At 33.7% G+C, this 24730-nt stretch carries 27 protein-coding genes, 2 rRNA genes and 1 pseudogene; 27 read left to right on the forward strand and 3 right to left on the reverse strand.

The genetic code is table 4. The features are described 5' to 3' along the window. Positions 1–140: 140 nt before the first annotated feature. Both H3143_RS00235 and H3143_RS00240 read right to left on the reverse strand, forming a co-directional pair. On the reverse strand, positions 141–983 hold the full coding sequence (locus H3143_RS00235; RefSeq protein ID WP_182078851.1) for an HpcH/HpaI aldolase/citrate lyase family protein: 843 nt from the start codon (positions 981–983) through the stop codon (positions 141–143). 360 nt (positions 984–1343) lie between these two features. Continuing rightward, positions 1344–2204, reverse strand: a complete 861-nt coding sequence (locus H3143_RS00240) for a DUF5378 family protein (protein ID WP_228444795.1) — start codon at positions 2202–2204, stop codon at positions 1344–1346. 283 nt (positions 2205–2487) lie between these two features. Between H3143_RS00240 and rpsJ the strand changes: the two genes are divergently transcribed. The 26 genes and pseudogenes from rpsJ to rrf all read left to right on the forward strand — a co-directional run bounded on the left by rpsJ (position 2488) and on the right by rrf (position 19710). Further along, a complete protein-coding gene (gene rpsJ, locus H3143_RS00245) occupies positions 2488–2853 on the forward strand; it encodes a 30S ribosomal protein S10 (protein ID WP_182078853.1) in 366 nt (121 codons plus the stop codon). Between the two features lie 31 nt (positions 2854–2884). Next, on the forward strand, positions 2885–3601 hold the full coding sequence (gene rplC, locus H3143_RS00250) for a 50S ribosomal protein L3 (RefSeq protein ID WP_182078854.1): 717 nt from the start codon (positions 2885–2887) through the stop codon (positions 3599–3601). Positions 3602–3627: 26 nt separating this feature from the next. After that, entirely contained in the window at positions 3628–4257 is a 630-nt protein-coding gene (gene rplD, locus H3143_RS00255) for a 50S ribosomal protein L4 (RefSeq protein WP_182078855.1), read from the forward strand. A 2-nt stretch (positions 4258–4259) separates the two neighbouring features. Beyond that, positions 4260–4583 (forward strand): 50S ribosomal protein L23, encoded by a 324-nt coding sequence (locus H3143_RS00260; protein WP_182078856.1) that lies wholly within the window; start codon positions 4260–4262, stop codon positions 4581–4583. A gap of 48 nt (positions 4584–4631) precedes the next feature. Continuing rightward, a complete protein-coding gene (gene rplB, locus H3143_RS00265) occupies positions 4632–5483 on the forward strand; it encodes a 50S ribosomal protein L2 (protein ID WP_182078857.1) in 852 nt (283 codons plus the stop codon). A 20-nt stretch (positions 5484–5503) separates the two neighbouring features. After that, a complete protein-coding gene (gene rpsS, locus H3143_RS00270) occupies positions 5504–5767 on the forward strand; it encodes a 30S ribosomal protein S19 (RefSeq protein ID WP_011113284.1) in 264 nt (87 codons plus the stop codon). Between the two features lie 10 nt (positions 5768–5777). Further along, positions 5778–6110, forward strand: a pseudogene (gene rplV, locus H3143_RS00275) (50S ribosomal protein L22); the annotation flags it as partial. Between the two features lie 104 nt (positions 6111–6214). After that, the gene (gene rpsC / locus H3143_RS00280) at positions 6215–7006 is read left to right on the forward strand and encodes a 30S ribosomal protein S3 (protein WP_182078859.1); all 792 of its coding nucleotides are present in this window, start codon (positions 6215–6217) and stop codon (positions 7004–7006) included. Between the two features lie 5 nt (positions 7007–7011). Beyond that, on the forward strand, positions 7012–7428 hold the full coding sequence (gene rplP / locus H3143_RS00285) for a 50S ribosomal protein L16 (RefSeq protein ID WP_182078860.1): 417 nt from the start codon (positions 7012–7014) through the stop codon (positions 7426–7428). Then, positions 7428–7889: a 50S ribosomal protein L29 gene (gene rpmC / locus H3143_RS00290; protein WP_182078861.1), complete on the forward strand. Its 462-nt coding sequence runs from the start codon at positions 7428–7430 to the stop codon at positions 7887–7889. The genes rplP and rpmC overlap by 1 nt, the downstream gene beginning before the upstream one ends. 5 nt (positions 7890–7894) lie before the next feature. Next, positions 7895–8152, forward strand: a complete 258-nt coding sequence (rpsQ, locus tag H3143_RS00295) for a 30S ribosomal protein S17 (protein ID WP_011113289.1) — start codon at positions 7895–7897, stop codon at positions 8150–8152. A gap of 27 nt (positions 8153–8179) precedes the next feature. Then, positions 8180–8554 carry a 50S ribosomal protein L14 gene (gene rplN / locus H3143_RS00300; protein ID WP_011113290.1) on the forward strand — a complete coding sequence of 125 codons (375 nt, stop codon included), beginning with the start codon at positions 8180–8182 and terminating at the stop codon, positions 8552–8554. A gap of 10 nt (positions 8555–8564) precedes the next feature. Then, positions 8565–8894 (forward strand): 50S ribosomal protein L24, encoded by a 330-nt coding sequence (gene rplX, locus H3143_RS00305; protein WP_182078862.1) that lies wholly within the window; start codon positions 8565–8567, stop codon positions 8892–8894. Then, complete coding sequence (rplE, locus tag H3143_RS00310; RefSeq protein ID WP_182078863.1) at positions 8894–9451, forward strand: 50S ribosomal protein L5; 558 nt, start codon at positions 8894–8896, stop codon at positions 9449–9451. The genes rplX and rplE overlap by 1 nt, the downstream gene beginning before the upstream one ends. Beyond that, complete coding sequence (locus tag H3143_RS00315; protein WP_011113293.1) at positions 9444–9629, forward strand: type Z 30S ribosomal protein S14; 186 nt, start codon at positions 9444–9446, stop codon at positions 9627–9629. The genes rplE and H3143_RS00315 overlap by 8 nt, the downstream gene beginning before the upstream one ends. Before the next feature lie 22 nt (positions 9630–9651). Continuing rightward, the gene (gene rpsH, locus H3143_RS00320; protein WP_182078864.1) at positions 9652–10053 is read left to right on the forward strand and encodes a 30S ribosomal protein S8; all 402 of its coding nucleotides are present in this window, start codon (positions 9652–9654) and stop codon (positions 10051–10053) included. 18 nt (positions 10054–10071) lie between these two features. Then, the gene (gene rplF / locus H3143_RS00325; protein ID WP_182078865.1) at positions 10072–10623 is read left to right on the forward strand and encodes a 50S ribosomal protein L6; all 552 of its coding nucleotides are present in this window, start codon (positions 10072–10074) and stop codon (positions 10621–10623) included. Between the two features lie 6 nt (positions 10624–10629). Beyond that, entirely contained in the window at positions 10630–10989 is a 360-nt protein-coding gene (gene rplR, locus H3143_RS00330) for a 50S ribosomal protein L18 (RefSeq protein ID WP_182078866.1), read from the forward strand. 13 nt (positions 10990–11002) lie between these two features. Then, the gene (gene rpsE / locus H3143_RS00335) at positions 11003–11671 is read left to right on the forward strand and encodes a 30S ribosomal protein S5 (RefSeq protein ID WP_182078867.1); all 669 of its coding nucleotides are present in this window, start codon (positions 11003–11005) and stop codon (positions 11669–11671) included. 15 nt (positions 11672–11686) lie between these two features. Further along, a complete protein-coding gene (rplO, locus tag H3143_RS00340) occupies positions 11687–12130 on the forward strand; it encodes a 50S ribosomal protein L15 (RefSeq protein WP_182078868.1) in 444 nt (147 codons plus the stop codon). 12 nt (positions 12131–12142) lie between these two features. Beyond that, positions 12143–13645: a preprotein translocase subunit SecY gene (secY, locus tag H3143_RS00345; protein WP_182078869.1), complete on the forward strand. Its 1503-nt coding sequence runs from the start codon at positions 12143–12145 to the stop codon at positions 13643–13645. Continuing rightward, positions 13639–14286: a nucleoside monophosphate kinase gene (locus H3143_RS00350; protein ID WP_182078870.1), complete on the forward strand. Its 648-nt coding sequence runs from the start codon at positions 13639–13641 to the stop codon at positions 14284–14286. The genes secY and H3143_RS00350 overlap by 7 nt, the downstream gene beginning before the upstream one ends. 4 nt (positions 14287–14290) lie before the next feature. Further along, positions 14291–15043, forward strand: a complete 753-nt coding sequence (gene map, locus H3143_RS00355; RefSeq protein WP_182078871.1) for a type I methionyl aminopeptidase — start codon at positions 14291–14293, stop codon at positions 15041–15043. Between the two features lie 174 nt (positions 15044–15217). Beyond that, positions 15218–16189 (forward strand): L-lactate dehydrogenase, encoded by a 972-nt coding sequence (locus H3143_RS00360; protein ID WP_182078872.1) that lies wholly within the window; start codon positions 15218–15220, stop codon positions 16187–16189. A 435-nt stretch (positions 16190–16624) separates the two neighbouring features. Next, positions 16625–19535 (forward strand): 23S ribosomal RNA (locus H3143_RS00365). Between the two features lie 70 nt (positions 19536–19605). After that, positions 19606–19710, forward strand: a 5S ribosomal RNA gene (rrf, locus tag H3143_RS00370). Positions 19711–19754: 44 nt separating this feature from the next. Here the strand turns inward: rrf and H3143_RS00375 are convergent. Beyond that, the gene (locus tag H3143_RS00375) at positions 19755–23174 is read right to left on the reverse strand and encodes a hypothetical protein (RefSeq protein WP_228444796.1); all 3420 of its coding nucleotides are present in this window, start codon (positions 23172–23174) and stop codon (positions 19755–19757) included. Positions 23175–23243: 69 nt separating this feature from the next. On the opposite strand from H3143_RS00375, the gene lysS reads away from it, so the two are divergent. Beyond that, positions 23244–24722 carry a lysine--tRNA ligase gene (gene lysS / locus H3143_RS00380; RefSeq protein ID WP_182078874.1) on the forward strand — a complete coding sequence of 493 codons (1479 nt, stop codon included), beginning with the start codon at positions 23244–23246 and terminating at the stop codon, positions 24720–24722. Positions 24723–24730 lie beyond the last annotated feature (8 nt).

The raw sequence follows: 24730 nt of genomic DNA on the forward strand, positions 1-24730 counted from the left end.
ATTAAGTAAGTATCTGTTGGATTTAACAGCCAAAAGTTATGCTAAATTTAAATCTAAAAACTTATTAAAGAGTTTGTCTAGAAAATAAGAATGCGAACATTAAAGAAAGTTCAAACAGATGTTTTTTCAAACAACACTAACTATTTAGATAGATTATTTCGTTCTTCGTACTTTTGAACGATATTGTATAGCTTTTCAAGATTAGCTTTATCGATCATTTTCCCATCTAAATTATATGCACCTTTTTCATTCAGAATTTCAATTGCTTTTTTAGCTTGTAAATATTCTTCTTCACTTACTGAATAAACAGAATCGATTCATTCAAGATGTTTAGGGTGAATTGATGCTTTATATGTAATTCCATTTCTCTTATTATAGGTACATACGTCTAATACCTTCTGTTGATTGTTAATATCAAATTCTGGAGCGTCGATAAAATGAACATTTAAGTATTTAGCATGCAATGCTAAATCTAACTTGATCTTGGCAACAATTTCAGATTCAATTTCAGAATTTAAATCAGAAGAAAGATCGTTAGTTCCTATAAATAATCCAAAAATATGATCTAAATGTTCTTTTTCAAATTTAATTCTATTAATTTCGTAATGACCTAAAGCAGATTCAATTATTAGAATAAGTTTTTTAGAATCTCTTCTTGATCTTAAAAAGTTGATTGCTTCTTGTAGAACAGAAGCGCTTTCAAACTTAGGTAAAACAATATAATCGAATTCAACCTTTTTATCTAATAAATAAGTTAATTCATTGATATAGTTATCAGAGTTTAAACGAATTGCAATTTTTGTATTTTCAAATTTGTTTGTTAATAAAAAGTCTGCAAGTCTTTTTAAAGCTTCTTCCTTGTCCTTTGTTAAGACGCTATCTTCTAGGTCATATATTAAACAAAAAGGACTAAGAGTTAAACTTTTTGTTAGAAATTTTTCACTGCTAGCTGGAATAAACAGAAAAGTATTTGAATGCTTCATATTAATATGTTTGGGTTGTTATTTCGGTGTAATTTTTGTGTATAAAATTTTACAAATCATTCCTAAATATAGTTACACGATTTGATTATAATTTTAGATATTATTTAACATGGTTTTTGAACTCTTAGAAGGTGTTATTATTTCAGTTACAATTATCCATTTCTTTTAATAAAAATAAGTTAATAATCTATGGCAAATCGGCGTTAATTTACAAGCATCATTAATGTATAAAAAACAATCAAAATCATCGTTAAATTTGCATAAAAAGTAAAAAAAATTAACTCTATAAGAACTGACAAAAAAATAAACATCAAGTTAGATGTTTAACTTGATGTTTATTCTCTTTATCTATTTGCTTACTTATCTAGTTTTATTTCTTCATTTTAGATAACTATATTTTAGGTTTTTTCACAGGTATCTAACATCAAGCTTAATTTGTTTTTTAGACAACGATGGATTGATGATTCTTGCATTTAATTCTTGAACACCATATCTAATCGCTCATATCAATGTGATTGAGATCATTGTGATCATAATACCAACAGGTATGACATTTGGGAAAGGAACTCTTAAGATTGTTGACACTGATTGGTATTCTCCGCCAATGTATCAGTCAGCAATTAATAACCCATTAGCATTGTTGGTAATTTTACGATCTAATTGAATACAGCTTAATACGTAAGTAACATAAACCGCAATGAATAAGTATTGATTAAGAATATCTCTTGGAGTTCATTTGGTTGTTCAACATAATAACATTAACGCTACACTTGTTGTCATTACGTGAAGAATGAAATAAAGTTGATCGTTACCAATACCAATAAATATAAATTTATATGCTTCTAGTTTACCAGTGTATTGGTTAGCTAATCTAAATAATTCTCCATAAAGATTAATTAACCCACCAAACAATGCAATTGGTGCTACAGAGCGAATAACTAACTTGTTTTTAGTTACCATTAATCCTAAACCAGCAAAGATTGCAAAGAACGGACAGATATCTAATAATAGTAATCTTGAGTGTCTGATTGAGATCGCAAAAGTGCTATTATCATCAGCAGCATTCCAACTTGGAATTAAGAATTGGATCTGTCTACCAATGATCATGTAGAAGAACATGAATCCACCGATAAAGAATCAAAACCAATAATTATTTTCAAATCTAATAAAGAATTTAGAGGTTGCAATGATCAATACTAGTCAAAGCGAGACTATGATCATTAAAATCGTTCCTAATTGCATTTGTTACCTAACTTAAGCTTTAGTTTTATTTGTTTAATTAATTTTAAAGGATTTGATTGGGCCATAACCAATCATTTCGAATATTATATAAAATAAAAGCAAAAAACTAATTAAAGCAGCATATTCTTCTTTAACAAATAATTAATCTGGTATAATTTACAAGGTTGCGTTTTGAAAAGATTGCTGATACACCAAAAACCGTTGTCGAGTATCAGGTAACTTTTTAAAAGCATTAATAATAAAAATAAATATAGGACAACACATGACAGAACAAACAGCTAAATCTAGCAAAACATCAAGCGAAGAAGCAAAGAAACAAAAAGAATTTACTGAGATCAAAATCAAGTTAAAATCGTACGATAGCAGATTATTAGATCAATCTGTTAAAAAGATTTTTGAGATCGTAAAAGAAACTGGATCAAAATTTTGTGGTCCAATTCCATTACCAACTAAAAAGGAAGTTTTTACAATTATTCGTTCACCACACGTTGATAAGGCTTCAAGAGAACAATTCGAAAGAAGAACTCACAAACGTTTAATCATCATTAAAGATTTAAAGAGCGAAACAATTCAAAAACTTAAACGTTTTGTAATTCCTTCTGGTGTTGAATTACGCATTTACTTATAAAAACATAGATTAATAAGGAGATTTTCAATATATGAAAGGAATATTTGGAACAAAGGTTGGAATGACTCAAGTTTTCGAAGAAAACGGTCGTTTGATTCCTGTGACTTTAGTAAGAGTTGAACCTAATCAAGTGATTAGTGTTAAAACCAAAGTAAAAGACGGTTATGACGCTGTTCAATTAGGATTTAACCCAACTGAAGAAAAGAACTTAAATAAACCTCAATTAGGTCATTTTAAAAAAGCTAATACAAATACTTACAAGTATTTAGAAGAAGTTCGCGACATGACAGGTCACAAAGTTGGTGATCTATTAAAAGTCGAAGAACTTTTCCAAGAAGGTCAAGTTGTTGATGTTCAAGCTAAAACCAAAGGTCGCGGTTTTACTGGGGCTATTAAACGTTGAAACTTCAAAATTGGTTCAAAAGGTCACGGTGCTGGATATCCTCACAGATTCCAAGGTTCAGTGCAAGCTGGTCGTGGGGGTTCTCAAGCTCAAAGAGTTATGAAAGGTAAGAAGATGTCAGGTCATTATGGTCATGAACTTGTTACTATTCAAAACTTGTCAATTGTTGGATTCTTACCAGAAGTAAGTTCAGTAATGATCTCAGGTGCAATCCCTGGTCCTAACAATGCTAAAGTTAGAATTACAACTTCTAAGAAAAATCCAAACAAAGTTGTTACCTACAAATTAATAATGAATAAAAAAGCTAGTCAACCAGCTAGTGAACAAGCACAAGCACAAGAATAATTGAAATTTAAGGAAGATTACAAACTATGTCTAAAATAAAATTATTCGATTTATCTGGAAAAGTTCAAGAAGAAATCGAACTAAATCAAAAATTGCTTGTTAGTGAAGTGCATAAACAAGCAATCTTCGATGCAATTCTTGCTGAAAACCTATCACAAATTCAAGGTACTCACTCAACTCTTAAAAAAGGTGAAGTAAGTGGTGGTGGTAAGAAACCTTACGAACAAAAACACACTGGTCGTGCAAGACAAGGTTCGATTCGTAACCCTCACTACGTAGGTGGTGGTATTGCTTTTGGTCCTAAACCTAACCGTAATTACAAAATTAAGGTAAATAAAAAAGTAAGTTCATTAGCTTTCAAATCAGCAATTACTTCTAAAGTAAATAACAACGAATTATTAGGATTAGTTGATTCGATTAAACAAGACAAACCAAGCACAAAAGCAATTGTTAAATTACTAAAAGAATTAAAAGTTAATAAAAAAGTATTAATCGTAGCTTTTGAAAAGAACGAAAACTTAGAAAAATCAAGTGCTAATTTACCAAACGTTTCATACAAATTATGAAACCAAGTATCAGTAAAAGACTTAATTGATGCTAATTGTGTTTTAGCGCAAAAAAGTGCAATTAATAACTGAGTTGAAAGGCTGAACTAATCATGCAAATTACCGATGTACTTATTAAACCGATTCTTACAGAAAAAACTTATGGCATCATGATGTCTGAACCAAGAAAGTACACTTTCTTAGTTAATGCAAAAGCCAACAAGAATCACATCAGACTAGCTTTTAAAACTATCTATGGAGTAGCTCCAGTAGCGGTTAATACTAAAACTAAAAAACCAGCTAGAGTTCGCACAGGAACACAAAACCCAGGTTTTTCAAGACTAGAGAAAATTGCGATCATCACTGTTCCATTTGGAGTAGAAGTAGCAATCACTGGAGAAAAACCAGAACCAAAAGAAGAATCAACTTCTAAATAATAATTAAATATCAGGCGCAAAGCAAAAAGGAAAATAAAATAAGCAGTTATGCCGGTTAAGAAAATCGTAAATCGATCAAACAGTGGGATCCACCACAAGATCTCAATAGATTACAGCAAGGTTTTAACAACCAACACCCCACAAAAATCTTTATTAGCTAAGAAAAAGAAAAACTCTGGTCGTAATAACCAAGGTAAAATTACCGTAAGACACCGTGGTGGTGGTTCAAAAAGAAAATACCGTATTATTGATTTTAAAAGAAACTTACACGATGACAAAGTTGCTTTAGTTAAATCAATCGAGTATGATCCAAACAGAAGTGCGTTTATTTCATTAATCGCTTATGAAAACGGTTATCGATCATACATCCTAACACCAGAAGGAATTAAAGTAGGCGATAAAGTAGTTTCATCTTCTCACGCAATCGATATTAAAGTAGGTAACTGTATGCCTCTTGAATTCATTCCTGAAGGTACAATGGTTCACAATATCGAAATGACTCCTGGTAAAGGTGCTCAGATCGCTAGAAGTGCTGGAGCTTACGCTCAAATCCTAGGTAAAGACGATACAGGTAAATACATCAACCTAAAATTAGGTTCTAAAGAAGTTAGAAAATTCTTAAAGAACTGTCGTGCTGTTGTTGGGATTGCTTCAAACGTTGATCACAACCTAGTTTTATTAGGTAAAGCGGGAACAACTAGACACAAAGGGATTCGTCCAACTGTTCGTGGTTCTGCCATGAACCCTAACGACCACCCACACGGGGGTGGTGAAGGTCGCAGCCCAGTAGGTCGTGACGCTCCAAGAACACCATGAGGGAAAAGACACATGGGTGTTAAAACAAGAAATAATAAAAAATCATCTACGCAATTAATTATCCGTAGACGTAACTCTAAATAGGAAATTGGAAGGTCAAATAAATGTCAAGAAGTTCTAAGAAAGGTGCATTCGTAGAAGCTAGTTTATACAAAAAAGTATTAGACATGAATGCACAACAAAAAAAGAAAATAATCAAGACTTGATCTAGAAGAAGTACTATTTTTCCAGATTTTGTTGGTCACACTTTTGCTGTTCATAATGGTAAAAAATTCATTAACGTTTATGTAACTGAAGATATGATCGGTCACAAACTAGGTGAATTTTCTCCTACAAGAACATTTAAAGGACACAGTTCTAACAGATAGGAGATAAACAATGATCGCAATTGCAAGACAAAATAGAGTTAGAATCTCACCTCAAAAAGCACGATTAGTTTGTCAACTAATTAAGAACAAATCAGTAATTGAAGCACAAAACATCTTAGTTAATACTGATAAAAAAGGTGCTCGCATTATCCTAAAATTACTTAATTCAGTAATAGCTAATGCAACAAACAACCACGCAATGTTAGCTGAAAGACTTTATGTTTATGAAGTTGTTGCCAACCAAGGTCCAACATTAAAACGTAACTTACCAAGAGCAAAAGGTTCAGCTGATATGATCAGAAAACGATCAACAAATTTCGTGATCAAATTATCAGATGATAAAAACGAAAGAAAACACGAAGTAGAAGCAATCAAAACTAGACTTAAAAAACGTGTTCTTGGACAAAACAAGAGAAAACAATCAGTTAGCGGAGATAAGAAATAAATATGGGTCAAAAAGTAAACTCTAACGGTTTAAGATTTGGAATTAATAAGAACTGACAATCTCGTTGGGTAGCTAAAACTAATCAACAAACTGGTGACTGAATTGTTCAGGACGAAAAGATTAGAAACTACTTATTTAAGAAGTTCCACAACGCTTTTATTTCAAACGTTGATATTGAAAGAACACAAACTTCAATCCGTGTTTTCATCTACGCTTCACAACCTGGTGTGATCTTAGGTAAAGAAGCTGCTAACATCAAAGTTATTCTATTAGCAATCAACAAGATTGTTGGTAGAAACATCAAAGTTGATGTTGACGTTCTTGAAGTGGGTAACCCTTCATTAAGTGCTAAGATTGTAGCTAGAGAATTAGCTGACGCAATTGAAAACCGTACACCATTAAGAACTGCGATGCGTCAAGCACTTAAACGTGTATTAAAAGCTGGTGCTAAAGGAATTAAGGTTTTAGTTTCTGGTCGTTTAAACGGTGTTGAAATTGCTAGAGACAAAATGTACATTGAAGGTAATGTAACCTTATCAACCCTAAGAACTGATATCGACTACGCTTTAGAAGAAGCACAAATGTCTTATGGTGTAATCGGTGTTAAGGTGTGAATTAACCGTGGAGAAATTTTTGGTAAAGATTTCTACAAAAAACAAGCACACATTGTTAAACCAAAAGGTGGTGATGGAAACTACCAAAGAAGAAACTCAAATAAATCAAAAGATTACCGAGATAACAAAAACAAACAGTTTAACAAAAACCACCAAAATCAACAACCTGCTAAGGAGTAAATAAGATGTTACAACCTAAAAGAACTAAATATCGAAAACCGCATAACGTAAGTTATGAAGGTAAAGCTAAAGGTAATTCTTATGTTGCTTTTGGTGAATACGGAATCATGGCTACTAGTGGTGCTTGAATTGATAACCGTCAAATTGAAAGTGCACGGATTGCAATTTCAAAACAACTTGGAAAAACTGGTAAGATGTGAATTAGAATCTTCCCACACATGTCAAAAACTAAGAAACCATTAGAAGTAAGAATGGGTTCAGGTAAAGGTAACCCTGAATTCTGAGTAGCTGTTGTTAAAGAAGGAACTGTAATGTTTGAAGTAGCAAACATTCCAGAAGCACAAATGAAAGAAGCTTTAACAAGAGCTGGTCACAAGCTTGGTGTTACCTGAAAGATCGTTGCTAGACAAGGGGCTCAATAATGAATAAAGAATTAAGAGCAAAAACAAACGAAGAACTAATTCAATTAGTTACTCAATTAAAAGGTCGTTTATTAGAATATCGTTTTAAACTAGCTCAAGGTGAGCTTGATAAAACTCATATTATTAAAGAAACTAGACAAACTTTAGCTAGAGTGTTAACAATCTTAACTGAAAGAGATGTTAAGGTTAATATCAACGCAATGGTTTCATCTTTTGTTAAAGAACAAACTAAACAACAAGAGATCCAAGAATCACTTAAAAAGATTAAGCAATTAAAACTAGCTAAATCAAAACAAAATAAAGAAAAACGCTTAGCAAACGCTGAAAAAGTTAAAGCAGCACCTAAACCAGAACCAAAAGCTAAAAAAGTAAAAAGAACACCAAAAAAAGCAGAAGCAACTAAACCAACTACAAGTAAAAATAAGAAAAATGTTAAAGCTAAAACTAAGAAAAAAGGATAATCTAAATGCGTAATTCAAGAAAAGTTTTAATGGGTGTGGTTGTAAGTGATAAAATGCAAAAAACCGCTACTGTAAAGGTTGAGTCAAAAAACAGACACCCTTTTTATCACAAGTTGGTAATTTCTCACAAGAAGTATCACGTTCATAACGAAGAAGGTGAAAACGCTGCTAAGGTTGGTGACAAAGTGTTGATTATGGAAACTCGCCCATTATCAGCAACTAAGCGTTGAAGAATTGCTAAGATTATAGAACGAGCTAAATAATTATTTAACAGGAGAATATTTGAACTCATGATTCAATTTATGACAAGACTTAACGTCGCTGATAATACTGGTGCGCGTGAAGTTGGTGTAATTAAAGTATTAAACGGTTCTAAAAGAAGATATGCTTCTGTTGGTGATATTGTTGTAGTATCAGTAAAAGACGCAATTCCTTCAGGAACAGTTAAAAAAGGTCAAGTATTATTTGCTGTGATCGTAAGAACTAAAAAAGGTGCGCAAAGAAGAGATGGAACTCACCTAGCATTTGATGATAATGCTTGTGTAATTATTAAGAACCGTGAAGATTTTGCTCCAAGAGGAACACGGATCTTTGGACCAGTAGCGCGTGAGTTAAGAGATAAAGGATTTAACAGAATCGTTTCATTAGCAAGCGAAGTGTTATAGGAGTAAAAGAATGCAACGTATTAAAAAAGGTGATAAGGTTGTTATCATAGCGGGTAAGCATAAACAAAAAACTGGAATCGTTTTACAAGTGTTTACTAAAGAACAACGTGCAATCGTTGAAGGTGTAAATATGATTAAACGTCACACCAAAGAAAACGCCCAAAATCAAAAAGGTGGAATCATTGAAAAAGAAGCACCAATCCACCTATCTAACTTAGCTTTATTAGATCATAAAGCTAAAGAAGTTAGACCAGTTAAAGTTAAATATGGAACTGATCCAAAAACCAATAAAAAAGTGCGTTTATCTCGCAAAACAAATAATCTTGTAGGTGGTCAATAATGAATTTAAAAACTAAATATAAGACAAAAATCGTTCCATTATTACAAAAAGAATTAGGGCTTTCTTCTGTAATGCAAGTTCCCAAGATCGAAAAGATCGTGATCAACATGGGTGTTGGTGATGCAACTAAAGATGCCAAATTACTAGAACTTGCCGTAAGTGAATTACAAGCAATTAGTGGACAAAAACCAGTAATTACCAAAGCTCACTCTTCAAACGCTTCTTTCAAAATTAGACAAGGTCAAGCAATTGGTTGTAAAGTAACTCTAAGAGGTGAAAAGATGTGAAACTTCTTAGAAAAACTAATTAATATCGCCCTACCACGGGTAAGAGACTTCAGAGGTTTATCAAACCGCGCATTTGATGCTAGAGGTAATTACACTCTAGGAATTAAAGAGCAGATCATCTTCCCAGAAATTATCTATGATAATGTGAAGAAAATTCGTGGATTTGACATTACATTAGTAATTTCATCTGATAATGCTAAACACAATCACCGTCTTTTATTAGAATTAGGAATGCCTTTAATTAAGACTAAGGAACAATCAAATGGCTAAAACATCATTAAAAATCAAACAAGCACGTCATGCTAAATTTAAAGTAAGAGCATACACAAGATGCAAACGTTGTGGTCGTCCTCATGCTGTTTATCGTAAATTTGGTATCTGTCGTTTATGCTTTAGACACCTTGCTTACAATGGTAGCTTACCAGGTGTTAAGAAATCATCATGATAATAAACAGGGGTTAATATAAACTATGCATTTTGATCCAGTAGCAGATATCATAACTAAAATAAACAATGCTAACCGCGCTAAGATTGTTGAGTTACAAACTGAAGCTTCTAAACTAAAGATTGCAATCTTAAACATCTTACTTAATGAAGGTTACATTCGCGGTTATGAGATCTATGACAATAAAGAAAAAACAAAATCAATTTTAAAGATCAAACTTAAGTTTGATGAAAACCGCGTAAGTTCACTAAACGGGATGAAACAAATTTCTAAACCAGGTTTAAGAATTTATGTTTCAGCAGAAAAACTACCTAAAGTTTTAAACGGTTTGGGCATCGCAATCGTTTCAACTAACGAAGGTTTAATGACTGATAAATTAGCAAGAGCCAAGAAGATCGGTGGCGAAGTACTTGCTTATGTTTGATAGAAAGGGTTAATATAAGATATGTCAAGAATTGGTAATCGAGTTATCACAGTTCCTAGCAATGTAAGTGTTAACCAAACTAAAGAACTATTAAGTTTTAAAGGTCCATTAGGTCAATTAGATCTTAAGTTAAAAGAAGGTAGCAACATTAATGTTAATGTTGAAAACAACGAAATTAAACTAACTCGTAATAATGAATTAAAACAAACTAAGATGTTACACGGAACTTACAATGCGTTAATTAAAAACGCATTAGAAGGTGTAACCGTTGGTTTTAAAAAAGAATTACGTCTAGTGGGTGTAGGTTATCGTGCTGCTTTAAAAGGTGATGTACTAAATTTACAATTAGGTTATTCACACCCAATTAATTTAGATATTCCAAAAGATCTTAAAGTAACTGTTGAAAAAAACACCGAAATTACAGTTAGTGGAATTGATAAGCAAAGAGTTGGTGAATTTGCGATCCAAATCCGTAAGTGAAGAATGCCAGAACCTTATAAAGGTAAAGGTGTGCTATACCTTAACGAACAGATTATTCGTAAAGCTGGTAAGACCGCAGAAGGGAAAAAATAATAACTTATGAAACAAGTTAATATGAACCGTAATGAACGCCGTCAGATGCGTCATAAGCGGGTGATTAAAAAGATTCGCAGAATTGATAATGGTCGTCCAGTAATGATCGTGGTTAAATCAAACAGCCACATCTCAGCACAAGTGTGAGATTTTAATCAAAACAAGATTATTGCTTCAAGCTCTTCTGTCAGTTTAGATCTAGCTAACGGAAATAAAGAAAATGCGGCTATTGTTGGTGCAGATGTTGCTAACAAGCTACTAAAAATGAACATTACTGAAATCACCTTTGATCACGGTGGTTCTAAATACCATGGCCGAATTGCTGCACTTGCAGACGCTGCAAGAAAAGCTGGTTTAAAATTCTAGGATAATTTAAATTATGGAAGATATTAAACAAACTACAAAACCAAATACAAACAATAGCGCGCAATCTACACAAACTAAAAAAGTAGGCGGATCTAATCCACAAAACAACCGTGCTAATAACAACCGTTCAGCTAATCCAAACAATAAGAAGAATAGCTCACGCAGTTCTGACGAACGCAATAAGAGAAAAAACGAAAAGCGCACTAAGAGTGAATTCGAAGAAAAGATCGTAAAGATCTCAAGAATTTCAAAAACAACTAAAGGTGGTCGTACGATGCGTTTTAGCGCTTTAGTTGTTGTGGGTGATCGTAAGGGTCGTGTTGGATTTGGAATTGCTAAAGCACTCGAAGTTCCAAACGCTATTAAAAAAGCTTTAAAGATGGCTGAAAACAACGTGCAAAAGATCGCTATGAACAAACACGGTACTTTATTCCACGATGTTTTAGGTCGATCAGGTGCTGCTAAAGTATTAATTAAACCTGCACCTTCAGGGACTGGAATTATTGCTGGTGGTCCGATTCGTGCTGTGGTTGAATTGGCTGGATTTACTGATGTTTACACCAAGAACATGGGTAAGAACACTCCGATTAACATGGTGAGAGCAACAATGGATGGAATCACATCTCAATACACACCTAGACAGATCGCGAAATTAAGAAACAAATCATTAAAAGAATTATAATTAAGGAGTTAATTAATGAAATTACATGAATTAAAAAGTACTCCCAAATCAAGAAATCATAAGGCGAAAGTTGTGGGCCGTGGGCACGGTTCAGGTTTAGGTAAGACTTCTGGACGTGGGCAAAAAGGTCAAAAAGCACGTAAATCAGGACACACTCGCCCTGGTTTTGAAGGTGGTCAAACCCCTTTATACCGCCGTTTACCAAAATTTGGTTTTCAAACAGTAGGTTTTAAGAAACAAACTTTATCAGTTTCATTAGATATCATTGCTAAATTAAATGAAACTACAATCGATCGCGAACTATTAGTTAAACACGGAATTATCAGTAGTAAAACTAATGAACCAATTAAAGTAATTGGTAACAAGATCGACAAAAAAATTCACTTAAAGATTAATAAAATATCTGAAGGTGCTAAAAAAGCAATTCAATCTGCTGGTGGTAGTATTGAACTAATTTAAAAAGCATAAAAGATGGCAAAAACTAACTCGAAAAATCTTTTAGGTCAAAAAATTATCCAGTTATTAAGAAACAGAGATTTCGTAATCTCTGTTTTTGTCACACTGTTCTTGATTTTGTTATTTAGAGTGATTAGTGTTATTCCACTACCTGGAATTACGATCAGTCAAGATCAGAATAATCTAAACAATGGTGTGAGTGACTTTTTTGACCTATTTAATTTATTAGGTGGTGGTGGTTTAAGTCAATTGTCACTGTTTGCAGTGGGAATTTCACCATACATTTCTGCACAAATTATTATGCAGTTGTTATCAACTGATTTAATCCCCCCACTAAGTAAATTAGCCAAATCTGGTGAACTGGGACGAAGAAGAATCGAATTGATCACTCGATTTGTAACCTTACCGTTTGCAGTAGTTCAAGCATTTGCCATTATTGCTTTGATTAATAACCAAAGAAACGGAGCAATCCGTTTTGAAAACGGTGATGCATTACACCAAGCGTTTTATATCGTAACGATGACTGCAGGAACCTACATCGGGATCTTTATAGGGGATATTATCTCTAAAAAAGGTGTTGGTAATGGGATTACTTTATTAATTCTTTCAGGGATTCTAGCAAGATTACCTGATGGATTCATTGTTATGTACCGGGTTTTAGGTGGAGTAATTATTAGTACTAATCCAATCCTAACTTCAGCAATCAACTTCAGCTTGTACTTCTTAGCCTTCTTGGTCTTGTTGTTGGCAACGACATTTGTCAATTCTTCAACAAGAAGAATTCCAATCCAACAAACAGGTGAAGGAATGGTATTAGGTAATGAAAAATTACCTTATCTACCCATTAAGTTAAATGCAGCTGGGGTAATCCCCGTCATCTTTGCTTCATCAATTATGTCAATTCCAATTACAATTGCAGAATTCCAACCACAATCTGAAGCAAGATGATTTGTTGAAGACTACTTATCATTAAGAACACCTGTAGGGATTAGTTTATACGTAGTTCTAATTATTATCTTCACATTCTTCTATAGTTACATTCAAATCAACCCAGAACAGCTTGCTGAAAATTTCAACAAGTCACACAAATTTATTCCAGGAGTAAGACCAGGAATTGACACTGAAAAACACATCACTAAAGTGTTGATGCGGATTAACTTTATTGGTGCTCCATTCTTAGCGGTTGTTGCGGTTATTCCTTATATTATTTCATTAGTGCTACATGTACCAACCACCCTATCACTTGGTGGTACGGGTATTATCATCATGGTGTCGGCTAGTATGGAACTATATCGTTCACTACGATCAGCAGCTACCACAACTTCATACCAACGCTTACGCAAAGATATTGCCAACAAGATTGAAGTTGAACTATCATTAAATGATTATATGAATAAACCAAACCAAGACCATAATCAATATGGTTTATTAGGCCAACATAAAAAAGTTGAACCTAATAATGAAGATAAGAAGAAAAATTCAAGCGATTCATCATTAGAGGTAAGTCAACTGTGATAAGATTAATTTTTCTAGGTGCACCTGGTACAGGTAAAGGAACAATCTCTTCTTATTTAAAAGAAAACCACGGTTTTTATCATATCTCAAGTGGAGATATCTTCCGCTTTTATGCTAAAGAAGAAAAAAGTGAATTAGCTGAAGAGATCAAAAGTTATATTAACAATGGGCTTTATGTTCCAGATGAGTTAACTAATCGAACGGTTGCTGATTTTTATCAAAGAAATAAAGATCATGAAAAGATCATCTTTGATGGTTATCCAAGAACACTTAATCAATGTGAATACATTGATCAAGTAATTGATTTTACTCACGTAATCTTATTACAACCAACTGATTGAGATGTGATCATCAAGCGTTTAAGTTCAAGAAGATCATGTCCAGAATGTAAACGAATTTATAATATCGATTCAGTTGATTTCAAACCAAAAGTCGATAATCAATGTGATGTTTGTAAGGTTGAATTAATTCATCGAAAAGATGATGATCCTAGTGTAATCACTACTAGAATTGATGTTTATAACGAACAAACAAAACCAGTAATCGAGTATTACAAAAACAAAAACTTATTACATATTGTTGATGCTAATAAGAGTTTTGAAGAGTTATACAAGATCGTTCTAGATATCGTTAATAAGAAATAATTAGATGATTTACATAAAAAATTCTAACGAAATCCAAAAGATCAGACAAGCAGCTGAAATCTTTAAAAAGATTGTTAAGCAATTTGATTTTGATTACATCAAAAATAAATCACTAAAAACAATCGATCAGATGCTAAGAGATTTTGTTAGTGATCATCATGCCAACAACTGTTATCACGGTTATTTGGGATTTAAGGGTTATCATTGTTTATCTTTAAATGAAACGATTATCCATGGTGTGGCTAATGATGATATTTTTACCAGCAAAGATAAACTTGGAATTGACATCGGAATTGAATTAGACAATTATTACTGTGACTCAGCTTTTACAGTACTAGGACCAGATGTTAATCCGCGTCAAAAGTTATTAAGTGAAGTAACTTATAACTGTATCTTAGATCTTGTTAAAAGAATTGTTCCTAATAAAACCACAACTAATGATTTGGGAATCTGAACAGAAGAGTATGCCAAAAAACATGGTTATAGTGTAATCCAAGATTTTGGTGGTCATGGTTGTGGAATCAAAATTCATGAAGATCCGATTATCCTTAATTATGGAACTAAAAAACCAGGTGAAGTATTAGTACCCAATATGGTGATCTGTATCGAACCGATGTTTTTTGAAAAAGACAACCGTTATTACATTGATCCATCTGATGGTTGATCAGTTAAACCAGTTAAAAAAAACCAATTTGTTTGTCACTGAGAACATATGGTTTTAATTAAAGAAGATGAAGCAGAAATCCTAACCTTATAGGATTTCTTTTTTTATTACTTAAACTAAAAAAATAAAACTCAGATTTTTTTAAAAATCTTTAATTAAAATTGTTACCCAAATTCGCTTGCAAATTCTTGATCGTCCTATGTAAATAATTTAATTTACATAGAATAAAACTGTAACCTAAAAGAAATTATAGGAGAAACATAAGATATGAAAAAAATAGCTGTTATCGGTTGTGGATTTGTAGGATCTACGTACATCTTAGACTTATTACAACAAGGAGTTCAAGCAGACTTTTTACTTGTTGATAAAAACACTAATTTAGCTGATGGTCACGTAAGAGACTTACGCGACTCTAAATCATTAAAAGCTCAAAACGGATCTACATTTAATGTTGGAACTTACGACGATTTAAAAGATGCTGACGTTGTAGCAATTACTGCATCAATTCCAACTGTACCAACTGCTGATGGTGAAGTGTTTACCGACCGTTTACAATTAATGACTGCAAACGTTAAGATCATTAATGAAATTGCTTTAGAACTTAAACGTGTTGGTTTTAAAGGATTAAGCATTATTCCAACTAACCCATGTGACGTTATGACTGGTGTTTATCAAAAAGTTACTGGTTTTGATCCACACATGATTATTTCTACAGGTTGTCAACTTGAAACAATGAGAACCAGAAAGATGGTTTCAGAAGCTTTAGGTGTTAACTCTGACTCTGTTGAAGGGTTCGTTGTTGGTGAACACGGTTCAGGTGCAGTTGTTCCTTGATCTGTATTCAGAGTTGGTAATGTACCAATGAAGCAATTAATCTCTGAAGGTAAGATTAAAGAAGAATACGTTAAAGATATCTTCCCAAGAGTAATTAAAGAAGCATTTGAAATTATTAAGTTCAAAAAAGCTACTTACTTTGGTATTGCTGAATCAATGTCATTAATTACTCGTGCATACATTTACAACATGAACGTTGTTTTAGGTGTTGGTGTTCAATTAGATGACAGATATGTAGCTCCTGGTATCTACTTCACAGTTCCAGCTATTGTTGGCAAACACGGATGGAAGTTACACTCTAAATTACACTTAAGTGAAGAAGAACAAGCAGCTTTTGATAAGAGTGCATTAAACATTCAAAAAGTAACTCAAGACGCATTAGACCTAATTGGTTTTAAAGGTTAATTTTTAAAAACAGACAATTGTTAAAATTTTTAGCGACTTATTAAGATTTCTTAAAACAGTACTTATTTATTATTTTCCATATTAATTTAGAATTCAGTATCTAGTTCAATATATCTCCATTTTTTAAAGATATAGGCATGGTTAGGTTTTCCATGTCTATATTTTTTTATTTAATGGAAATTTATTAATTTTTAATCATTTACTTATCAAGATAACTAATCGATCATGATTATCAAAAGTTGCTTAAATAATAAAAAAGCAAAATAATCTGTTCAAATCTTGAAAATTCTGATATAATTATATGGCGTAGTCGAAAGACTGCTACATTGTTCTTTGAAAACTGAATACGACAAATCTTTCTAGTCCGAAATTTGATTTAAGTATCAAATCAAATTTCAAAATATAGATTCAATAAAAATAGCTAATGGATCAAATACATAAGTTACTAAGGGCTTATGGTGGATGCCTTGGCACTAGAAGGCGATGAAGGACGTGCAAACCTGCGAAATGCTACGGGGAGCTGGTTGGAAGCGATAATCCGTAGATGTCCGAATGGGGGAACCTGATTAATAGTGATATTAATTATTTAGATCTGAATACATAGGGTCTAAAAGCAATACGTTGTGAAGTGAAACATCTCAGTAGCAACAGGAAAAGAAATCGAAAGAGATTCCGTGTGTAGTGGCGAGCGAAAGCGGAACAGGCCAAACCAAGATTTATCTTGGGGTTATAGGACTGCAATGTGGACTTTGAACTGATAGGAGAAGTAGTTGAAAAGCTACGCGATAAAGGGTTATAGCCCCGTATCTTAAATTGGTTTGATACCTAGCAGGATCCTGAGTACATCGAGAAACGTTATCTTGATGGAAGTCGCCCAGACCATTGGGCAAGCCTAAATACTAACTAGTGACCGATAGCGTATAGTACCGTGAGGGAAAGGTGAAAAGAACCCAGGGATGGGAGTGAAATAGATTCTGAAACCATATGCCTACAACGTGTCAGAGCACATTAATGTGTGATGGCGTGCGTTTTGAAGTATGAGCCGGCGAGTTATGATAGCAAGCAGGTTAACCTTTAGAAGGGAAGCCAAAGCGAAAGCGAGTTTGAATAGAGCGAATTAAAGTGTTTGTTATTATAGACCCGAAACGGGTTGAGCTAGTCATGGGCAGGTTGAAGTTAGAGTAACATCTAATGGAGGACCGAACCGACTTTCGTTGAAACGACAGCGGATGACCTGTGACTAGGGGTGAAATTCCAATCGAAATCCGTGATAGCTGGTTCTCGTCGAAATAGTTTTAAGACTAGCGTAAGATCATGATCAACTGGAGGTAGAGCTACTGAATGTATGATGGCGCCGCCTTGGTGTACTGAATACAATTAAACTCCGAATGCCAATTGATTTATTCTTGCAGTCAGACAGTGGGGGATAAGCTTCATTGTCACAAGGGGAAGAGCCCAGATCATTAAATAAGGTCCCTAAAATATGCTAAGTGGAAAAGGTTGTTAAAATACTTAAACAGCAAGGATGTTGGCTTAGAAGCAGCCATCGTTTAAAGAGTGCGTAACAGCTCACTTGTCGAGTGTTTTTGCGCCGAAGATGTAACGGGGCTAAGCATATTACCGAATTTATGGATTATCATTCTTAGGAATGATAGTGGTAGACGAGCGTTGTATACGGGATGAAGTCAAACCGTGAGGATTGGTGGACTGTATACAAGTGAGAATGCCGGTGTAAGTAACGCTTGAGAGTGAGAATCTCTCAAACCGATTGACTAAGGTTTCCTGGACGAGGGTCGTCCTTCCAGGGTTAGTCTGGACCTAAGGCGAGGCAGAAATGCGTAGTCGATGGAAGAACAGGTTAATATTCCTGTACAAACAAATAGCTGATGGAGTGACGGAGAAGGTTAATGCATCCCCATTATCGGATTTGGGGTTAAATAAGAAGTCTTAAGGGTTGGCAAATCCGCCCTTTTTAAGGACAACTTATGAATACGAGTGAACGCTTTGCAAGTAGCGAAGATGCATACATCACGCTTCCAAGAAAAGCTTCTAGGGTTAACTATTTGTTTCCAGTACCGAGAACGAACACACGTGGTCAAGGAGAAGATCCTAAGGTTAGCGAGTGAACTATAGCTAAGGAACTCTGCAAATTCATCCCGTAAGTTCGCAAGAAGGGATGCTCAATGTAACAGTTGAGCCGCAGTGAAGAACGAGGGGGGACTGTTTAACTAAAACACAGCTCTATGCTAAATCGCAAGATGATGTATATGGGGTGACACCTGCCCAGTGCTGGAAGGTTAAAGAAGGGTGTTAGAGCAATCAAAGCTCCCGACTGAAGCCCCAGTGAACGGCGGCCGTAACTATAACGGTCCTAAGGTAGCGAAATTCCTTGTCGGGTAAATTCCGTCCCGCTTGAATGGTGTAACCATCTCTTGACTGTCTCGGCTATAGACTCGGTGAAATCCAGGTACGGGTGAAGACACCCGTTAGGCGCAACGGGACGGAAAGACCCCATGAAGCTTTACTGTAACTTAATATTGGGCAGAGTTTAGACATATAGAGAATAGGTGGGAGACTTTGAAGCAACTTCGCTAGGAGTTGTGGAGTCACCAGTGGAATACCACCTTTGTTTAAATTTTTCTCTAACTAGTTGCTGTTATCCAGCAATAGGACAGTGTTAGGCGGGCAGTTTGACTGGGGCGGTCGCCTCCCAAAAGGTAACGGAGGCGTGCAAAGGTACCCTCAGCACGGTTGGAAATCGTGTTAAGAGTGTAATGGTATAAGGGTGCTTGACTGTGAGACTAACAGGTCGAACAGGTAAGAAATTAGGTCATAGTGATCCGGTGGTTCAGTATGGAATGGCCATCGCTCAACGGATAAAAGCTACTCTGGGGATAACAGGCTGATACTGCCCAAGAGTTCACATCGACGGCAGTGTTTGGCACCTCGATGTCGACTCATCTCATCCTCGAGCTGAAGCAGGTTCGAAGGGTTCGGCTGTTCGCCGATTAAAGAGATACGTGAGTTGGGTTCAAACCGTCGCGAGACAGGTTGGTCCCTATCTATTGTGCCCGCAGGAAGATTGAAAAGATTTACTCTTAGTACGAGAGGACCGGAGTGAAGACACCTCTTGTGCTCCAGTTGTAGTGCCAACTGCACCGCTGGGTAGCAACGTGTCGAACGGATAAACGCTGAAAGCATCTAAGTGTGAAACCGACTTTAAGAATAATCTTCCCTTCCAGCAATGGAGTAAGAATCGTTGTAGACTACGACGTTGATAGGCTAAATGTGTAAGTGCCGCGAGGTATTTAGCTGATTAGTACTAATAATTCGAGGACTTAGATTTGATCAAAAAACATTAGTTGTTTTTTATCTAAAAATGATTTGTTGTATTTAGTTTTTCAAAGAACAGTGTGTGTGATATCGATATCGTGATGGAAACACCTGGTCCCATTCCGAACCCAGAAGTTAAGCATCATGGAGCCGAAGGTAGCGCAAGCAAGAATAGGAAAATATCACGCAAAAATTAAAACGACACCATTAAGTTGGTGTCGTTTTTTTATTGTTATTTTTGCACTCTCTTTTTGTTTTTCTTAACTAATTTAACAATTCCATAACCAGCTCCACCAATTGTTCCTAAAGAGATTAATGAAACACTAACGATAAAGATGATTAGATTTCTCTTGTCTGTTAGATCAAAACTAATAGCAGATGCTTCTTTAGCTTTAATTTTCTCTTCTTGTTGAGCGTTATTGGTTTTGACATTATCTTGTGTTTGAACCAATTCGTTAGATTCGTTTGAATCAGTAGGATCGTTTCTTAAGATTTCTTCACGAGGTATGTCACCTTCGTTGTCATCAAAAGAACTTGCAGAGGTATTGATTAACTCAATCTCGTTCGTTTTGTTTGCAACATCGAAATTATCTCACGATCGAACAGTTAGATTATATTTATTAAGTTCATTCTTAATTAACTCTGTAATTTTATCTTTCGAATTGATAACTGGCGTTAAATTTCATGCATCAGGTGTAAGCAATTCTAAAGTTATTTTATCGTTAGTGATATTAACTTGATAATTTAAATTAAATATCGTATTATTGTCAAATTTACCGCTGATTTTAAAGATATTGTTATTTTCTTTTTCAAATAATAGATCAAAATTAGTTATTGGATTGAAAGCGGTTTTTTCGATTTTATCTAAAGAGTATAAAGTGAAATTAACTTGGTTAGCGCGTTCGTTTACTTCAACTGAATTAGTAAGAATTCTTAATCCTTTTGCTGCTAGAACAGGTTCAATAACTTTAATTAATTTGATGGTATCCTCTTTGCGAATTGAAAACTCTTGATTGATCTTTAAATTAATAGTTTGATCAGAAATCAGGTTATTATCGTAATCAGTTAATAATCTGATTTCATAATCATTATTTAAATAATTGAGTTTTAATATTGGATACATTTCGTGTTCGAAACTCGCCGTAGATTTATTAACATCAATTACTTTATTGTAGGCTTTGAATTTAACTAAATAGAATTTAGTCTTAAAGTTTTCGTCGTTTTTAAGAAAATATAGTTTGCTAGGAATTAATTCTGGATCCATTTCTGTTCCTGGAATTGCAAAATCATTACCATTTAACACCCTAATAATAGATCAAAACTCTCCTGTTACATCATTCGGCATCAAATTAATCTTGTAACGTTCTGAAAGCGATGATATAAGATTTAGATCATCTACCGTTCAAATATTTTGATTTAGTGAATACACACCATCCTGGTTAATATAAATACTATTAGAATTGAGGTATATTGATTTATAGACATCGATTAAAATATCACTAATAGTAATAGATCTTTCCATACCAATTTTATGATTAAAATCGCTTGCATAAAGAGGCTCAAGCGTATTTACATTAAAATCATTCAGTTCCGCAATTGAATTCTTATATTTAATGTTTAAAAAATCATAACGGTAATTAAGGTTCAAATGCACTGAAACGTCATCTATCTTAAAAATGGGATGATCGTTTTGCATATTTAAAAAATGGTTAATATTGCCGTTATTATCGTCGATTTCTTGACTTACAAAACGTAAATTATCTATCTTTAATTGCAGCCTATTTCTATTTGAATCTAATTGAGGAATAAGGTTTCTTATTTCTTCGAAATTGATGTCTATTGATCTCATTTCATTATTGGAAATCAAAACACGATCAGATATTTTATTAGGTCCTACATAAATATCACCAAACAATCTAGTGGTCCGGTTGAAATCATCAAACAAATTAGGAAGATTCATGATGAAATTGTATTGATATTCATCTATCTCGTTAGTCGTTATTCCTAAAAAACTGAATAGTTCTCTTTGGAAACTGCTAACGTAATTTCTTCCCTTGCCATCTATCAGATTTCTGAAATATTCCCTAGAAGTATTCTTCTCCAAACCCGTGATATCAGCATAATCTAGTGCTAGGTTTTTGTATTTATTTTGTGTTGAATTTACCGTATATTTTTGAATTTCTCTAATATGATTTATTAGTTTTATTAATCGATCATTATATCAAAAACCAAATTGTAAATCTTGATCCTCTTTAGAGTAAACGTAATTCTCTCTTGGTTGAATTGAATTGTTCACTAACTTAAGATTATTTATAAACAAATTGATTAAATTCCTATAACCATTGAATACAGTTTTACTAGTGATACTAAAATCGAGATGTTTGTATTTAAAACTATCTGGAAGGACAAAATAATCAGCAAAAATATTGTATTTTGAGCTAATTAATTTTGATCTTTGATCAATATTTATACTTAAAGCCTTTGGAGCATCTTTTAGCTTATATATGTGATCGTAATATGATTGATTTTCTTGTATAAGTCTATAACCTGAGCCATAATATCAAGGATTCAGTGAGTTAAGTATATCGCGCTCGTTTACGATTCGTCAGATTCCAGAATCTGACTTTCAGAAGAATAACCTTCTCTTGTCGTATTCGATTCGATTGCTACTATCAGGTAAGACATCTTTATTACGGGTAACTTTAAATCCTTCGTAGGTTGCGGGGTTTACAGGATGGATTTTTCATCTTAGAAATTTAACACTTTTAAGATTTCTTCTCTTTACAAAATCTGTGTTTAGATCAGATATTGTGGGCTCCCATCCGCTGTACATATCTTCTCTAATCGTAAACTTATCACTCGCAACATCTACGTTAGTTAAAGCATAATATTGATTAGTCGTATTAGGTACAGGATCAAAAAAGCCGTGCAATGAACTGTTTGGCTTATATTTAACAAAACCATTAGTTAACTCTACATCGCTTAGAGGTAATTTCTTGACAACGTATTTAGGGATCTCTTCTCGCCACTCTCTGCGAGTGTAATTATTAATAAAATCAATGTGATTTACAACTCTAGGAGTATATTTTTCAGCAAACTCATAGTTACCACTACTAGGATCCGAATGGGTTCCAAAATTAGTAATTTCACCAATTCATCAAGGTGCGTTTTTTCTTTCGTCTTTGGACCTAACTAACTCTACGTCATCCAAAATATTTTGAAACGTGCGACTATCACTCCTGAAAAGTGATTTAGTTTCAACATATTCAACTGAATCGATTTGGTAAAGCAGACCAAATTTTGTCTTCAATTCATCAATCCAGCTTTGGGCCTTATTAAACCGATTTATGTATGTTTGATCGGCTAAATTAAGAATCTGTTCTTTAAGTGATTCAATCGTATTTTTAGACCGATCCGGATTCAAAGTTAACGTCAGGTTCTCATTTCGATCATTTGCTCTTAAACTAATCGTTCGGTTATTAATATTGCGACCATCATCATTACGATTATTGTTATAACTATGGTTGACCAACCTGAATTCATTAACAGTGGCAGTGTGCTTAATGCCACCATGAAAACTGGTTGAGAACATTGCTAATGCATTTATCAGTAAGTAAGCTTTTTTCATTCTAATCAAGATATGTCTAAACACTGAAAAAAGCAAAAAAATTAAGAAATTAATTTTTAATATAATTAAAAAAGCTATTGTTTAAAAATAATTATGTCTAAAAAACTTAACGATCAGGAATTAGTTCGTTTAGATAAACTTAATCGTTTAATTGAATCTAAACAAAACCCTTATGAGGTTACTAAAGTCGCTAACACTCACACTACAAAGAGTTTAAAAGAAAAGTATGATGAGTTTTCAAAAGAGCAATTAGTTGAACTACAACTTGATAAACCAATTACTGTTAGTGGTCGGGTGATCTCAATAAGAAGAACGTTTATATTAATTCAAGATTTTGAATCAGAAATCCAACTATATATAAATAAAAATAAACAACCTGATGTGTTTAAGTATTTTAATGAATACCTAGATTTAGGTGATATCGTTTGTGCAAGTGGTAAACCGATGAAAACAAACACTAATGAACTTTCATTAGATATTGATTCATTAAAGATTATTAGTAAATCTTTAAGAGTACCACCTGAAAAATTCCATGGAATCGCTGATGAAGAAATTCGTTCACGTAAGCGTTATTTAGACCTAGTTTATAACAAAGAATCTAAAGAAAGATTTGTTTATCGTTCAAAGATTATTGCAGCGATGCGTCAATATTTTAATGAGAACGGTTTTTTAGAAGTAGAAACACCGTTTTTACATGCACAGATCGGAGGTGCTGCTGCTAAACCGTTTATTACAAGATATAACGCATTAGATCGTGATTATTATTTAAGAATTGCTCCTGAGTTACCACTTAAAAAGCTTATTGTTGGAAGTTTTGAAAAGATCTATGAGATTGGTAAGTGTTTTAGAAATGAAGGAATGGATTCAACTCACAACCCTGAGTTTACCAGTGTTGAAACCTACGTAGCTTATGTAGATTATATCTACATGATGGAATTGACTGAATCACTTGTTAAATATATTGCCAAAGCAATCGGTGTTAGTCAAACTAACATCAAAGATGAAACTGTTGATTGGAATAAACCATTCAAACGTATTAAGATGACTGAATTAGTCAAACAGGAAACTGGAATCGATTTTACCCAAGTAAGTAAAATCGATGAAGCTTTAGAGTTAGCTAAAAAACACAAAATTCACGTTAAAGAACACGAAAAAACTATTGGTCATATTATTAATTTATTTTTTGAGGAATTTTGCGAAAGAAAATTGATTGAACCAACGTTTGTAACTCATCATCCTGTAGAAATTTCACCACTATCTAAATTAGATTATTCAGATCCACGATATACTGAAAGATTTGAGTTGTTTGCATTTGGTCGAGAATTAGCTAATGGATTTAGTGAATTAAACGATCCAATCGACCAAAGACAACGTTTTGAAAAACAATTAGAAGAAAAACAAAAAGGTAATGATGAAGCTTCTGAAATGGATGAAGATTTCCTAGAAGCTCTAGAAAACGGTCTACCTCCAACTGGTGGTTTAGGTATTGGTGTAGACCGTTTAGTGATGATGTTAACAGGTACAACATCGATCCGAGATATTTTGTTTTTCCCTCACCTACGTGAAGAATAACAATTAAT

The sequence above is a fragment of the Mycoplasma tullyi genome (assembly GCF_014068355.1).
GTDB classification, from domain to species: Bacteria; Bacillota_I; Bacilli_A; order Mycoplasmatales; family Mycoplasmoidaceae; genus Mycoplasmoides; species Mycoplasmoides tullyi.